General features: G+C 61.5%; 11 protein-coding genes. 6 read left to right on the top strand and 5 right to left on the bottom strand.

What is annotated here, in order from left to right:
- Window positions 1-61: 61 nt before the first annotated feature.
- Together FHW75_RS14205 and acs are read right to left on the bottom strand one after the other, a co-directional pair.
- Window positions 62-847 carry an ABC transporter substrate-binding protein gene (locus tag FHW75_RS14205; protein ID WP_019099125.1) on the bottom strand — a complete coding sequence of 262 codons (786 nt, stop codon included), beginning with the start codon at window positions 845-847 and terminating at the stop codon, window positions 62-64.
- 491 nt (window positions 848-1,338) lie between these two features.
- Window positions 1,339-3,300, bottom strand: coding sequence for an acetate--CoA ligase (acs, locus tag FHW75_RS14200; protein WP_016711854.1), 1,962 nt, complete (start codon window positions 3,298-3,300; stop codon window positions 1,339-1,341).
- Between the two features lie 399 nt (window positions 3,301-3,699).
- On the opposite strand from acs, the gene FHW75_RS14195 reads away from it, so the two are divergent.
- Window positions 3,700-3,954 (top strand): DUF2790 domain-containing protein, encoded by a 255-nt coding sequence (locus FHW75_RS14195; protein WP_003260110.1) that lies wholly within the window; start codon window positions 3,700-3,702, stop codon window positions 3,952-3,954.
- 53 nt (window positions 3,955-4,007) lie between these two features.
- On the opposite strand, the gene FHW75_RS14190 is transcribed toward FHW75_RS14195, so the two are convergent.
- A complete protein-coding gene (locus FHW75_RS14190) occupies window positions 4,008-5,567 on the bottom strand; it encodes a sigma-54-dependent phenylalanine hydroxylase transcriptional regulator PhhR (protein WP_025753871.1) in 1,560 nt (519 codons plus the stop codon).
- 255 nt (window positions 5,568-5,822) lie between these two features.
- Here FHW75_RS14190 and phhA point away from each other — a divergent pair, with 255 nt between their 5' ends.
- From phhA to FHW75_RS14175, 4 genes are all read left to right on the top strand, one after another.
- Window positions 5,823-6,611, top strand: a complete 789-nt coding sequence (gene phhA / locus FHW75_RS14185) for a phenylalanine 4-monooxygenase (protein WP_025753872.1) — start codon at window positions 5,823-5,825, stop codon at window positions 6,609-6,611.
- Window positions 6,612-6,649: 38 nt separating this feature from the next.
- Window positions 6,650-7,006, top strand: coding sequence for a 4a-hydroxytetrahydrobiopterin dehydratase (locus tag FHW75_RS14180; RefSeq protein ID WP_003254532.1), 357 nt, complete (start codon window positions 6,650-6,652; stop codon window positions 7,004-7,006).
- Window positions 7,007-7,196: 190 nt separating this feature from the next.
- Window positions 7,197-7,325, top strand: coding sequence for a hypothetical protein (locus FHW75_RS26825; protein ID WP_016488505.1), 129 nt, complete (start codon window positions 7,197-7,199; stop codon window positions 7,323-7,325).
- Between the two features lie 92 nt (window positions 7,326-7,417).
- Entirely contained in the window at window positions 7,418-8,605 is a 1,188-nt protein-coding gene (locus FHW75_RS14175) for an MFS transporter (protein ID WP_025753873.1), read from the top strand.
- A 39-nt stretch (window positions 8,606-8,644) separates the two neighbouring features.
- On the opposite strand, the gene FHW75_RS14170 is transcribed toward FHW75_RS14175, so the two are convergent.
- Window positions 8,645-11,665: an FAD-binding and (Fe-S)-binding domain-containing protein gene (locus FHW75_RS14170; RefSeq protein WP_183673909.1), complete on the bottom strand. Its 3,021-nt coding sequence runs from the start codon at window positions 11,663-11,665 to the stop codon at window positions 8,645-8,647.
- Between the two features lie 152 nt (window positions 11,666-11,817).
- Here FHW75_RS14170 and FHW75_RS14165 point away from each other — a divergent pair, with 152 nt between their 5' ends.
- Entirely contained in the window at window positions 11,818-12,702 is an 885-nt protein-coding gene (locus tag FHW75_RS14165; RefSeq protein ID WP_016711859.1) for a LysR substrate-binding domain-containing protein, read from the top strand.
- Window positions 12,703-12,779: 77 nt separating this feature from the next.
- Here the strand turns inward: FHW75_RS14165 and FHW75_RS14160 are convergent, their stop codons facing one another.
- The gene (locus tag FHW75_RS14160; protein ID WP_161751068.1) at window positions 12,780-14,198 is read right to left on the bottom strand and encodes an amino acid permease; all 1,419 of its coding nucleotides are present in this window, start codon (window positions 14,196-14,198) and stop codon (window positions 12,780-12,782) included.
- Window positions 14,199-14,428: the final 230 nt, after the last annotated feature.

The following is a 14,428-nucleotide window of genomic DNA, read 5'->3' as shown; positions in this document are numbered from 1 at the left end:
AAATGGTGCAAACCTCAGAGCCTCTGCTGTTTGCACCATTGCACAGGTGAAACCCGACGTCTTAGTTCGAGTCTGGACCGTAGATGTCGAAGTTGAAGTACTTCTTCTCGATTTCTTTGTACTTGCCGTTGGCACGGATGGCATCGATGGCCGCGTTGATGCGGTCGACGTTGGCCTTGTCACCTTTGCGCACAGCAATACCGATACCGTCACCGAAGTACTTGGCGTCGGTGAAGGACGGGCCTACGAAGGCGAAGCCTTTACCCGCGTCGGTCTTGAGGAAGCCGTCTTCCAGCAGGGTGGCGTCGGCCACGGTGCCGTCCAGGCGGCCGGCGGCCACATCCAGGTAGATTTCGTTCTGAGTGCCGTAAGGCACCACGGTGGCACCTTTGGCGCCCAGCACTTCCTTGGCGAAGCGGTCATGAATCGAGCCACGCTGCACGCCGATCTTCTTGCCTTTCAGCTCATCCAGGCTGTCGCTGACCGTGGTGCCTTCCTTCATCACCAGGCGCGCCGGCGTGAGGTAGTAACGCTTGGTGAAGTCGACCGACTTCTTGCGGTCCTCGGTGATCGACATGGACGACAGGATGGCGTCGATCTTGCGCACTTTCAGCGCCGGGATCAGGCCGTCGAACTCCTGCTCGACCCAGGTGCACTTGGCTTTCATCTCTTCGCACAGGGCGTTGCCGATGTCGTAGTCGAAACCGGCGATGCTGCCATCGGGCTGCTTGAAGGCGAAGGGTGGGTAGGCGGCTTCAATGCCGATTTTCAGCGGTTTTTCATCGGCCTGCGACACCAGGGAAAATACGGATAGCGCCAGGGCGCCAAGCAGTGCGAGCTTCTTCATCAGGTAACTCCATCGGTACGGGGCAATACAAGGCAGGTAACGGCTGCCCGATATGCGAATGGGTACAACGCGAGCCGCGCAGGGTTCGACCAAGGTCGCAGACCACGAGCGAGTGAGTGGCATTTTAGCGACAGCCCGGTAGTCGATATTTCTTCAAAGCGACAACTACTTACAGAAGCGCCTGAAACCGCTGCGGGCGATGTTGACGACCAGCGCAAAATATGCGAAGGCACAAGAAATAGAACCAATAGACCTAGCAATTCCTGGGCCTATTATTGGCAAAGCCTTGTACTACGGCAAGTGTAGCGTGCCGCGTTGTACAAAATGGCTGGAGAAGCGCACCGAAACAGGTCCGTGTTGTTTCCTCGCGCCCCGAACGTGTGCAAGGCGGGTGACAGAACAGTTACCGATGAATGTCGGGTAACAGTAAAGCAAAAACCCCGCCGGGTTGCCCGGGCGGGGTTTTCTGTTCACACGGCCCTGCTTCGCTATCAGGCCGAGGCCAGGTTCATGGCCTTGTGGGTATCGATCAGGTGTTGCACCACGCCCGGGTCGGCCAGGGTCGAGATATCGCCCAACGCATCGTACTCACCGGTGGCAATCTTGCGCAGGATACGGCGCATGATCTTGCCCGAACGGGTTTTCGGCAGCCCCGGTGCCCACTGGATCACATCCGGCGAGGCGATTGGGCCGATTTCCTTGCGCACCCAGTTCTTCAACTCCAGGCGCAGCTGCTCGCTGGCCTCGATACCGGCATTGAGGGTGACATACACATAGATGCCCTGCCCTTTGATGTCGTGCGGCACGCCAACCACTGCAGCCTCGGCCACCTTCGCGTGGGCCACCATGGCACTTTCGATCTCGGCGGTACCCATGCGGTGCCCGGATACGTTGAGCACGTCATCCACACGGCCCGTGATCCAGTAATAGCCATCCTCGTCACGGCGCGCACCGTCACCGGTGAAGTACATGCCACGGAAGGTCTTGAAGTAGGTGTCGACGAAACGATCGTGGTCGCCGAACAGCGAACGCGACTGGCCCGGCCAGGAGTCGAGGATCACCAGGTTGCCCTCGGCAGCACCGTCGATCAGGTTACCCAGGTTGTCCACCAGCGCTGGCACCACGCCGAAGAACGGACGGGTAGCCGACCCCGGTTTCAGGCCGGTAGCACCCGGCAGCGGGCTGATCAGAATGCCACCGGTCTCGGTCTGCCACCAGGTATCGACGATCGGGCAACGCTCCTTGCCCACGGTCTTGTAGTACCAGTTCCAGGCTTCGGGGTTGATCGGCTCGCCCACCGAGCCGAGCAGGCGCAGGCTGGAGCCGTCGGCACCTTCAACAGCTGCCTGCCCTTCGGCCATCATCGCGCGGATGGCAGTGGGCGCGGTGTAGAGGATGTTGACCTTGTGCTTGTCGACGATCTTCGACACGCGGGTGATGTCAGGGTAGTTCGGCACACCCTCGAACAGCAGGGTAGTGGCGCCATTGGCCAGCGGGCCGTACACGATGTAGCTGTGGCCGGTGACCCAGCCTACGTCGGCAGTGCACCAGTACACTTCACCCGGGCGGTAGTCGAATACCCGCTCATGGGTCAGGGCGGCATACACCAGGTAACCGCCGGTGGTGTGCAGCACACCTTTCGGCTTACCGGTAGAACCGGAGGTGTAGAGGATGAACAGCGCTTCCTCGGCCCCCATTTCTTTCGGCGCGCAGTGGCTGGAGGCCACTTTCATCAGGTCTTCGTACCAGATGTCGCGATGCTGGTGCCAGGCAATGTCGCCACCGGTGCGCTTGCACACGATGATCTTCTGCACGCTATTGGTTTCAGGGTTGGTCAGCGCCAGGTCGACGTTGGCCTTGAGTGGGGTGCGGCGGCCGCCACGCAGGCCCTCGTCGGCGGTGATCACCACCTTGGACTTGCAGTCGATGATACGGCCAGCCAGCGCCTCGGGCGAGAAACCACCGAACACCACCGAGTGGATTGCACCGATGCGGGCGCAGGCCAGCATGGCGACCACGGCTTCGGGGATCATCGGCATGTAGATGGTGACCACATCACCCCGGTGCACGTCCTGGCCACGCAGGGCGTTGGCGAACTTGCACACCTGCTCGTGCAGTTCGCGGTAGGTGATGTTGCGGTGTTCGGAAGGGTCGTCGCCTTCCCAGATGATGGCCAGCTGGTCGCCGCGCTCTTCAAGGTGGCGGTCCAGGCAGTTCGAGGAAACGTTCAGAGTGCCGTCGGCGAACCATTTGATATCGACGTGATGGTCGTCGAAGGAGGTCTGCTTGACCTTGGTGAACGGCTTGATCCAGTCGATTCGCTGGGCCTGCTCGCGCCAGAAGCCGTCCGGATTGATCACCGATTGCTGGTACATGGCCTTGTAGGTGGCCTCGTCGGTCAGGGTAGTGGCCGCAACCTCGGGACGAACGGGATACAGTGGAGCCGCACTCATCTGTGTTACCTCGGTGTAATAGTTGTTTTTGTATGGAACCGTTTGTAACTGTACCAGAGCGACAAAAGCCATTCGACGTTGGTAGTAATTTGGTACGCCCGTTCCGCCAAAGTGCTCTGGCATGCGGATTACAGCCCTGACCACGAAAAAAACGAGGGGCTTTACCAGAGGATTGTTACAGATTCTGTCAAAACACTTTATCAAAAGACCCACTGTTTCGGCCTTGGCCACAACCCTAAAATTCACCTCGCCAGCAACGGCAAGGCGATTAACAACTGGTAACAGCCCCCACGAAGGCAAACGTTAATCTCCCTCTAATCCCGATAGTTAAAACTAGCAGTACTCGCGGCGCCATAAGCGCCGCGTGCCCCCTCACGACCTTAGACAGGTAAATAGAAAATGAAAGCTTTACTGGTATTGGTACTTGGCAGTCTTTGCGGCGCGGCAATGGCCGGCGAAGCCAAAGATGCCGAGCAGATTCCGGTTGAACAGTACAGTTACTCGCAGCACCTGGACATTGCCCGCGTCATCTCCATGAGCGAAGTGCCCAATGTGTGCGAAGTCGTGCCAGCCCGCATGACCTACGAGGACTCCAAGGGCCAGAAGCACATTCTCGAATACCGCGTGATGGGGAACGGCTGCTCCAACGGCTGATACCTTCTGAATCAGGGGCCCTACGGGCCCCTTTCACCTTTTGCAAAGCAGAATTAATCGGCAGACTTGCCAAGCGAATAATCCCTTAACTTGTTTGCGATGGTTGTATGCGAAACGCCCAGCCTTTTTCCTAAAGCCCGGCTACTCGGAAACTCCCCCATCAAACTTTCCAGCACCGCTTTTTCAAAGCGCCCGACAATCTGCGAAAGATCGCCCTCCAGCGAAAACTCACCCAACGGTTGCCGCGCGCCATAATCCGGCAAACGTATATGCTCGCTTTTAACCACGCCGCCTTCACATAAAGAAACCGCCTGGAACAATACGTTTTCCAACTGCCTTACATTGCCCGGCCAATGGTATTGCCCAAGTTTGTCCATCGCGGCCGGCGCCAGGCGCGGCATGGCACAGCCGATTTGTCGGCTGGCCTGGTCGAGAAAGTGCTGCACCAACCCTTCCAGGCCATCCATGCATTCGCGCAAAGGCGGAATGTGCAGCGACAACACGTTCAGGCGGTGATAAAGGTCCTGACGAAACTCGCCGCGCGCGCACAACTCGGACAAATCCACCTGGGTCGCGCAGATCACCCGCACATCCAGGTACACCTCTTCATCGCTGCCTACCCGGCGGAAACAGCCGTCCTGCAAAAAGCGCAGCAACTTCACCTGCAGGCGCGGGCTCATCTCCCCTACCCCGTCAAGGAACAGCGTGCCGCCTGCGGTCAGTTCCAGCAGCCCCAGCTTGCCCTCTGCCCGCGCACCTTCGAATGCCCCGGGGCCGTAACCGAACAGCTCGGTTTCGGCCATCGACTCGGGCAAGCCGGCGCAATTGAGCGCCATCAGCGGCGACTGCCCACGGGGGCTGGCCAGGTGGCAGGCGCGCGCCAGCAGCTCCTTGCCAGTGCCGGTCTCACCCTCGATCAGCAGCGGCGCATCCAGCGGCGCCATGCGGCGGGCCTCGCGCACCACGGCGGCCATCACTCGCGAGCTTTGGAAAATGCTGTCGAAGCCTCGCAGTTCCTGCTTGCGCACGTTGTAGATGCGTTCGCCAATACGGTCGGCACGGTGCAGGGTGAGTACGGCGCCAGCCAACGCCTCGCTGTCGTCGTGCTCGGACTGCAGCGGTGCGATATCCGCCAGGAACACATCACCTTTGACCTTGATACGCAGGCCATTGATGCGCGATTTGTTCGCCCGCACCAACTCCGGCAGATCGAAGTCTTCCACATAGCGCGCCAGCGGCATGCCCGGCACCTCATCCACGCGCACCCCCAGCAACTGCGCTGCGGTGCGGTTGGCGGCGACGATGCTGCCGCCCATGTCGATCGACAGCACCGGGAAGTCCAGCGCCCCGAGCAAGGCATTCAGCTCCATGTGCCGGCGTTCGCTGGGCATCAGACCCACGCGCTTGACGCCAAATACCCCGGCAATCGCCTCGAACTTCGGTCGCAAGGCCTGGAACTGCAGGTTGATCAGGTTCGGGCAGTGCAGGTAGATGGCGTTGCCATGGTCACCGCCGACCTCGCCCCGCAGCACGTTGATGCCGTACTCCACCAGCAGGTTGAGGATGTCGCGCAGGATGCCAATGCGGTTCTGGCAATGCACTTTGATACGCATGAGGGCTCTCGAAGCGCCAATGTTTTTCAACATTGCGCGGAAAAGTCGTAAAGATAAGCTGACAAAAACAGCGTAACCATCAGCCGTACGCCCCGAATTTTCCGACACCCAGGCACTTTTGTAAAATTATCGTTACGAAATCCGCTTCACCCGCTGGCGCGGCAGCCGCTTGCACCCGTGCAAAACGGCCAGTGAAGGGATATTCCTTAGGCATGTCCTGCACATAACAAGAAAAGCCCTCACCAGGAGAGCCTCATGAAACAGACGCACTACGTGGCACGTGAGCCCGATGCGCATGGTTTTATCGATTACCCGCAGCAAGAGCATGCGGTATGGAACACCCTGATCACCCGGCAGCTGAAAGTGATCGAAGGCCGCGCGTGCCAGGAATACCTGGACGGCATCGACCAGCTCAAGCTGCCCCACGACCGTATCCCGCAACTGGGCGAGATCAACAAGGTGCTGGGTGCCACCACCGGCTGGCAGGTTGCCCGGGTTCCGGCGCTGATTCCCTTCCAGACCTTCTTCGAATTGCTGGCCAGCAAACGCTTCCCGGTCGCCACGTTCATCCGCACCCCGGAAGAGCTGGACTACCTGCAAGAGCCCGATATCTTCCACGAGATTTTCGGCCACTGCCCACTGCTGACCAACCCATGGTTCGCCGAATTCACCCACACCTACGGCAAGCTCGGCCTGGCGGCAACCAAGGAACAACGCGTGTACTTGGCGCGCCTGTACTGGATGACCATCGAGTTTGGCCTGATGGAAACCGCCCAGGGCCGCAAGATCTATGGCGGCGGCATCCTCTCGTCACCGAAAGAGACCGTCTACAGTCTGTCTGGCGAGCCTGAACACCAGGCCTTCGACCCGATCGAAGCCATGCGTACCCCGTACCGTATCGACATCCTGCAGCCGCTGTATTTCGTGCTCCCCAACATGAAGTGCCTGTTCGACCTGGCCCACGAAGACATCATGGGCATGGTCCACAAGGCCATGCAGCTGGGCCTGCACGCACCGAAGTTTCCACCCAAGGTCGCTGCCTGAGCGACCCTGCCGATAACAACTCGAACCGGAAAACACCCATGAATGCCTTGAACCAAGCCCATTGCGAAGCCTGCCGCGCTGACGCTCCAAAAGTCACCGACGAAGAGCTGGCCGAGCTGATTCGCGAAATCCCGGACTGGAACATCGAAGTACGTGACGGCCACATGGAGCTGGAGCGCGTCTTCCTGTTCAAGAACTTCAAGCACGCCCTGGCGTTCACCAACGCCGTAGGCGAAATCGCCGAGGCCGAAGGCCACCACCCTGGGCTGCTGACCGAGTGGGGCAAAGTTACCGTGACCTGGTGGAGCCACTCGATCAAGGGCCTGCACCGCAACGACTTCATCATGTGCGCCCGCACCGACAAGGTGGCGGAAACGGCCGAAGGCCGGAAGTGATCGCTGAAAAAAGGGGCCGCAATCGGCCCCGTTTTTTTATGACTAATGTGCGCTGTTCGCCCGCAAAACCGACAAACGAGCGGTAAAAAAACCAAACTGTCATCCAGACTTGTGTATCCTGCCCCAGCTTTGCGAAGCTTCAACCGCGCCTGGCGCAGACTTTTCACTCACACTTGCGAGGAACGACGAGATGCACGAAATCCCGAATCTTCCCTTCCCAAGCCTGAACCCAGAAGAGCCATCCGTGACCGTTCACGCCGAACCGGCAGCTGCCGTCGAGCAGGATGGTGACGATCAATCCAGCGCTGACCAGGAATAAATCGCGCAACCTCCAACAGTGTGAAAACGGCTGACCTGCGGGCTACCCCCGTCATCACGTTTTCACACTGTCCAGAACCCTCGCAGGCCCCCATGCCCGAATCACCGCGCCCCCTTGCGGTCACACTGCAAGTCGTCTCCATCGTCCTTTTCACCTTCATTGGCTACCTCAACATCGGCATCCCGCTGGCCGTGTTGCCCGGCTATGTGCACAACGACCTGGGGTTCAGCGCCGTGGTCGCGGGCCTTGTGATCAGCGTGCAGTACCTCGCCACGCTGCTCAGCCGCCCCTCCGCCAGCCGCATCATCGACAACCACGGCAGCAAGAAGGCGGTCATGTACGGCCTTGTAGGCTGCGGGCTTAGCGGGGTGTTCATGCTGGCCTGCGCCTTCCTCACCCACCAGCCCTGGCTGAGCCTGGCCTGTCTGCTGGTCGGCCGGCTAGCACTGGGCAGCGCCGAAAGCCTGGTAGGTGCGGGCGCGATTGGCTGGGGCATCGGTCGGGTGGGCGCTGAAAACACCGCCAAGGTCATCTCCTGGAACGGCATCGCCAGCTATGGCGCACTGGCCGTCGGTGCACCGCTGGGCGTGCTGATGGTCAAGAGCCTGGGGCTGTGGAGCATGGGCGTCAGCATTATCCTGCTGTGCATCCTCGGCCTGCTGCTGGCCTGGCCGAAACAGGCCGCCCCTATCGTCAGTGGCGCACGCCTGCCGTTCCTGCGCGTGCTGGGCAAGGTGTTCCCGCACGGTTCGGGACTGGCCCTGGGCTCGATCGGCTTTGGCACCATCGCCACGTTCATCACCTTGTACTACGCCAGCCGCGGCTGGGCCAATGCCGCGCTGACCTTGAGCCTGTTCGGCGCCAGCTTCATCAGTGCGCGGCTGCTGTTTGGCAACCTGATCAACCGCATTGGCGGGTTCCGGGTGGCGATTGCCTGCCTGTCGGTGGAAACACTGGGGTTGGTGATGCTGTGGCTGGCGCCCAGCGCCGAGTTGGCCTTGGCAGGGGCAGCGCTTAGCGGGTTTGGCTTCTCGCTGGTGTTCCCGGCACTGGGTGTGGAGGCGGTGAATCAGGTGTCGGCGGCCAACCGCGGGGCGGCTGTGGGGGCGTATTCGCTGTTCATTGACTTGTCGCTGGGGGTGACCGGGCCACTGGTGGGCGCGGTGGCGGCGGGGTTCGGGTTTGCTTCGATGTTTCTGTTTGCGGCGGGTGCGGCGGGTTGTGGGCTGGTGTTGAGCCTGTATCTGTACAGGCAGGTGCGGCGGCATCGAGATCATTGAAAACTGGGGGCTGCCTGGCAGCCCCCGAAGCCCTGAACGTTAACGCTGGGCGTACTGCAACACCACTTCAAGCGGGTGGCGCATCTTGCGCTCGGTCATGCGCTTGACCTGGCTGCGGCACGAGTAACCGGTCGCCAGCGGCTCTCCTTCCTTGTCCAGCTTGGTTGCCCAGCTTTGCTCGAAGATGGTCCGCGAAGTCTCCTGGTTACGCGCCTCGTGGCCGTAGGTCCCCGACATACCGCAGCAACCCGTCGCCTCGGTCACCAGCTTCAGGCCCAGGCGGGCAAACACCTGCTCCCACTGTTTGGTACTGGCCGGCACGTTGGTCTTCTCGGTGCAGTGCGCCATCAGGCGGAAGTTGCCCGGTGCGGTCGGCGCCTGCTCAGGCAGCACGTCCATCAGCCATTCCTGCGGCAACAGCACCTTCGGGCAACCGTCCAGCCCCGGCACTTTCTGGTACTCCTGGCGGTACACCAGGATCATCGCCGGGTCCAGCCCCACCAGAGGCACACCGCAGTCGGCCAGGGCCTTGAGCTGGGTAGCGTTACGGATCGCCGCCTTGGCGAACGCCCCCAGGAAGCCCTGTACATGCAAAGGCTTGCCGTTGGCACTGTAAGGCGCCAGGAATACCCGGTGGCCCAGGCGGTGGGCCAGGTCGATGAAGGCTGACAGCAGCGGGGTCTCGAAATAGCGGGTGAAGGCGTCCTGCACCAGCACGATGCTGCGCTCGCGCTGGGCCGGGGTCAGTTCACGCAGGGCCGGCACACTGGCCACGCCGACACGGCAACGGGTCAGCGTGGCCTGGAAGTTGAAGCGGCTGATCAACGGGCTGTCGACCATGCCAATGCTGTCGGCCAGCAGCTTGCTGACCCACTTAGAGCCCATGACCGCGTTGTACAGGCCCGGTGCGTGGGCCAGGTACGGGATGGTGAATTCCAGCGAGCCGATCAGGTAGTCACGCAGCGGGCGCTGATAGCGGCCGTGGTACAGCTCGAGGAAGCGCGAACGGAAGTCCGGCACGTTGACTTTGATCGGGCACTGCCCGGCGCACGACTTGCACGCCAGGCAGCCGGCCATGGCGTCGTACACTTCGTGGGAGAAGTCTTCCTGCCCCTGGCTGCGCGCGCGGTTGTTGCGCAGGCGTGCCGGGAGGCCCTTGAGCCACGACACCTTGTTGCGGGCTGCGGCCAACACGTCGATGTTCGCTTCGCCTTGCAGGCGCAGCCACTCGCGCATCAGCGAGGCGCGGCCCTTGGGCGAATGCTGGCGCTCACGGGTGGCCTTCCACGACGGGCACATGGCGTCGTTGGGGTCGTAGTTGTAGCAGGCGCCGTTGCCGTTGCAGTGCACGGCACTGGGGAAGTCCTGCCACACGCGCTCGTCGATGGTGCGGTCGAGGTCGCCGCGCAGGGTTACGCCATCGACCGGTGTCAGGCCCTCGGCACTGCCCAGCGGTGTGCAGATCTTGCCGGGGTTGAGCTGGTTGTGCGGGTCGAAGGCGCCTTTCAGGCGCTGCAGCGCCGGATACAGCTCACCAAAGTACTCCGGCACGTATTCCGAACGCAGGCCTTTGCCGTGCTCGCCCCACAGCAGGCCGCCATAGCTTTTGGTCAGCGCGGCCACGGCGTCGGAAATCGGCTTCACCAGCGCGGCCTGGGCCGGGTCCTTCATGTCCAGCGCCGGGCGCACGTGCAGTACACCAGCATCGACGTGGCCGAACATGCCGTAGGCCAGGCCGTAACCGTCCAGCAGGGCGCGGAAGTCGGCGATGTAGTCGGCCAGTTGCTCTGGCGGTACCGCCGTGTCTTCCACGAACGGCTGCGGGCGCACCTCGCCCTCGACGTTACCCAGCAAGCCCACCGAACGCTTGCGCATCACGTAGACGCGGGTCACCGCCTCGGCGCCTTCAGCCAGCGTATGCCCCAGGCGCTCGACACTGGTATCCGCCTGCAAGTGCTCGACGAAGGCTTGCACCCGGGCGTTGACCTCAGCCGGCTCATCGCCGCAGAACTCCACCAGGTTGATACCCAGGGTCGGGCGGTCGGGGTCGGCCGGGAAGTACTCGGCAACGCTGTGCCAAACGATGTCCTTCATCGCCAGCATCAGCACCTTGGAGTCGACGGTCTCGATCGACAGCGGCTTGTGCGCCATCAGCGCATTGGCATCACGCAGGGCATCCATGAAGCTGGTGTAGCGCACGTTCACCAGTACCGCATATTTGGGGATCGGCAGCACGTTGAGCTTGGCTTCCACCACATAGCCCAGCGAGCCCTCGGCACCACACAGCACGCTGTTGAGGTTGAAGCGGCCCTGCTCATCGCGCAGGTGCGCCAGGTCATAACCGGTCAGGCAGCGGTTCAGCTTGGGAAAAGTGGTTTCGATCAGTTCAGCCTGGGTTTCCTGGATCTCCCGGGCCATGCGGTACACCTCGCCGACCCGGCCAGGTGCGGCACAGGCCTGTGCCAGCGCGGCATCGTCGATTGGCAGGCTGTGCAGGCGTTCGCCGCCGAGCAGCACGCTGTGCAGCTCCAGCACATGGTCGCGGGTTTTGCCGTAGGTGCAGCTGCCTTGGCCACTGGCGTCGGTGTTGATCATGCCGCCGACAGTGGCACGGTTGGAGGTGGACAGCTCAGGGGCGAAGAACAGCCCGTGCGGCTTGAGCGCGGCATTGAGCTGGTCCTTGACCGTACCGGCCTGCACCCGCACCCAACGTTCCTCGACGTTGATTTCGAGGATCTTGTTCATATGGCGCGACAGGTCGACGACGATGCCGTCGGTCAGCGACTGGCCATTGGTGCCGGTGCCACCGCCGCGCGGGGTCAGCTTGACGTTCTGGAAACGCGCCTCGCCCATCAGTGTGGCAACCCGCGCCACATCGTCGGCATCCAGCGGGAACACTGCGGCCTGGGGCAAGCGCTGGTAAATCGAGTTGTCGGTGGCCAACACCGTGCGGGTGCCGTAGTCGGCACTGATCTGGCCACGGAAGCCGCTGTTGCGCAGGGCTTCGAGGAATTCGGGGTAGTTGGCGCTCGGTGCAACGGTCGGCAGCTGGGCGATCATCGAAGGATGGCCTCTTGATATTGGCTAATTCACGGGACTCCTGTCGCTCCGGCATGGGTTGATGCATGCAGGGATGACGTATACGCCAATGTTCCTGTAGTTTCGCTTTAGGAGCAAACGGATAATCCTGCCGCTATCAATGACTTTTATGAATGAATTACCGCCACCTGACACCGTCCATGTCGCTGCTGTTGGCCTTCGAGGCCGCCGCCCGCCATGAAAGCTACACCCGCGCCGCCGCCGAACTGTCGCTGACGCAAAGCGCGGTCAGCCGCCAGGTGCAGGCGCTGGAACAGCAACTGGGCCTCACCTTGTTCCGCCGCGAAGGCCGCCAGGTACAGCTGACGGATGTGGGTCGCCTTTACCAACGCGAGCTCAGCGAGGCGCTGGGGCGCATCCGCAGTGCCACCTTGCAGGCGCTGGCGTACCAGTCGGGGGTCGGCACCTTGCGCCTGGCTACCCTGCCAACGTTCGGCTCGAAATGGCTGCTGCCACGGCTGCATGCGTTCTACAGCGCCCACCCGGGCATGCTGGTGCACATCCATTCACGTATCGAAGCCATCAACTTCGACACCAGCGAAATCGACGCCGCCATCGGTGTGGCCAGCCACGACCTGCCGGGGCTGATCTGCCATCGCCTGCATGCCGAGGAACTGGTGGTGATCCTGCCACCGGAGGCCGGGGCCGACAGCCAAGGCTGGAGCCCGGCACGGATCAGTGAAGAGGTGCTGTTGAATGTGGCCAACAACCCGCATGCCTGGGGCGAGTGGTTCTCGCACCATGGCCTGCCGCACCGGGCAATGCGCCTGGGGCCCAGCTTCGAGCTGACCTCGCACCTGATCCAGGCAGTGCGGGCCGGGATTGGTATCGGGCTGGTGCCGCGTATTCTGGTGGAAGAGGAGTTGGCCAAGGGTGAGCTGCACAGCCCGGGCGTGGCGTTTGCCAGCCAGCGTAGTTATTACCTGATCTACCCGCCCAGGAATGAGGCCTTGCCGTCGTTGCGGGCATTCAGGGGCTGGTTGCTGGAGCAGATCTGATGTGTTGCCTGCACAGGCAACAAAAAACCCGAAGCCAGTCACCTGACTTCGGGTTTTTGCATACGGCCTTGAGTTGCTTACTTGGCCACGTGACCCACAGCCCCACCGGCATTCATCCGGCGGCGCGGCTTGACCATGTAGACCACAAACATCCCGAACAACCAAACCGGCATGACATACACCGAAACCTGAATACCCGGAATCATCAGCATGATGCCGAGGATCAGCACCACGAAGGCCAGCACCACGTAGTTACCGTAGGGGTACCACAGCGCCTTGAACAGCGGCTTCTGGCCGGTACGGTCCAGGTGCTGGCGGAACTTCAGGTGCGAATAGCTGATCATCGCCCAGTTGATCACCAGGGTAGCCACCACCAGCGACATCAGCAGCTCCAGGGCATTCTGCGGCATCAGGTAGTTGAGCAGTACGGCCACGAAGGTAACGGCAGCCGACACCAGGATCGAACGCACGGGCACACCACGCTTGTCGACCTTGGCCAGCGACGCCGGGGCATCGCCCTGTTCGGCCATGCCCAGCAGCATGCGCGCGTTGCAGTAGGTGCCGCTGTTGTACACCGACAGTGCGGCTGTCAGGACCACGAAGTTCAGCAAGTGGGCAGCAACGTCACTGCCCAGCAGCGAGAACACTTGCACGAACGGGCTGCTGCCATAGCTGCCACCCGAGGCATCGATGCTGGCGACCAGGTTGTCCCATGGCGTCAACGACAGCAATACCACCAAGGCACCTACGTAGAAAATCAGGATACGCCAGATGACCTGGTTGATCGCCTTGGGGATCACGGTCTTCGGCTTGTCGGCTTCGGCAGCAGTGAAACCGAGCATTTCCAGGCCACCGAACGAGAACATGATGAACGCCAGGGCCATCACCAGCCCGCTGACACCGTTCGGGAAGAAGCCGCCGTGGGACCACAGGTTGGCGATGGTGGCATCCGGCCCGCCGCTGCCGCTGGTGAGCAGGTAGGCACCCAGGCCGATCATGCTGACGATGGCCACGACCTTGATGATGGCGAACCAGAATTCGGCTTCACCGAAGAACTTCACGTTCATCAGGTTGATGGCGTTGATCAGCACGAAGAACGCCGCCGCAGTGACCCAGGTCGGGATCTCCGGCCACCAGTAGTGGACATACTTGCCAACCGCCGAAAGCTCCGACATGCCCACCAGGATATACAGCACCCAGCAGTTCCAACCCGACAGGAAGCCGGCGAAGCCGCCCCAGTAGGTGTGTGCAAAGTGGCTGAACGAGCCGGCCACCGGCTCTTCGACAATCATCTCGCCAAGCTGGCGCATGATCATGAAGGCGATGAAGCCGCAGATGGCGTAGCCAAGGATCATCGACGGGCCGGCGGATTTCATCACGCCTGCCGAGCCGAGGAACAGGCCGGTACCAATTGCACCACCCAGGGCGATCAACTGGATATGGCGGTTCTTCAGGCCCCGCTTGAGCTCGCCTGAATGCATGTTTTGTCCACTCATGAACGAAGTCACCTGCATTGTTTTTATCTGTGACGGAATCGGACCCACCGCGCTCGTGGCGCAGCGGAATGGGCAAGGTGGTTACCTTGGGTTTCTTGACCTCAGGCGCCGCCGAAGCGGGTCAACCCGGCGTGATCAAGAGTGCGCGGTACGCAAAAGGGTCACAGGTAAAACGCGGCGCACTGTATACCCCTGCAAGCGCGCAGGCGTCAACGCGTTGCGCTCTTCCA

Source organism: Pseudomonas sp. OG7 (genome assembly GCF_014192825.1).
GTDB lineage: Bacteria > Pseudomonadota > Gammaproteobacteria > Pseudomonadales > Pseudomonadaceae > Aquipseudomonas > Aquipseudomonas monteilii.
The sequence above is the reverse complement of the archived record's forward strand: the minus strand, read 5'-3'. Positions and strand labels throughout refer to the sequence as shown.

Excerpts from the sequence above, each read along its gene's own strand:
- FHW75_RS14205 (WP_019099125.1), bottom strand. The coding sequence starts at position 847 with ATGAAGAAGCTCGCACTGCTTGGCGCCCTGGCGCTATCCGTATTTTCC.
- acs (WP_016711854.1), bottom strand. The coding sequence starts at position 3,300 with ATGAGTGCGGCTCCACTGTATCCCGTTCGTCCCGAGGTTGCGGCCACT.
- FHW75_RS14195 (WP_003260110.1), top strand. The coding sequence starts at position 3,700 with ATGAAAGCTTTACTGGTATTGGTACTTGGCAGTCTTTGCGGCGCGGCA.
- FHW75_RS14190 (WP_025753871.1), bottom strand. The coding sequence starts at position 5,567 with ATGCGTATCAAAGTGCATTGCCAGAACCGCATTGGCATCCTGCGCGAC.
- phhA (WP_025753872.1), top strand. The coding sequence starts at position 5,823 with ATGAAACAGACGCACTACGTGGCACGTGAGCCCGATGCGCATGGTTTT.
- FHW75_RS14180 (WP_003254532.1), top strand. The coding sequence starts at position 6,650 with ATGAATGCCTTGAACCAAGCCCATTGCGAAGCCTGCCGCGCTGACGCT.
- FHW75_RS26825 (WP_016488505.1), top strand. The coding sequence starts at position 7,197 with ATGCACGAAATCCCGAATCTTCCCTTCCCAAGCCTGAACCCAGAAGAG.
- FHW75_RS14175 (WP_025753873.1), top strand. The coding sequence starts at position 7,418 with ATGCCCGAATCACCGCGCCCCCTTGCGGTCACACTGCAAGTCGTCTCC.
- FHW75_RS14170 (WP_183673909.1), bottom strand. The coding sequence starts at position 11,665 with ATGATCGCCCAGCTGCCGACCGTTGCACCGAGCGCCAACTACCCCGAA.
- FHW75_RS14165 (WP_016711859.1), top strand. The coding sequence starts at position 11,818 with ATGAATTACCGCCACCTGACACCGTCCATGTCGCTGCTGTTGGCCTTC.
- FHW75_RS14160 (WP_161751068.1), bottom strand. The coding sequence starts at position 14,198 with ATGAGTGGACAAAACATGCATTCAGGCGAGCTCAAGCGGGGCCTGAAG.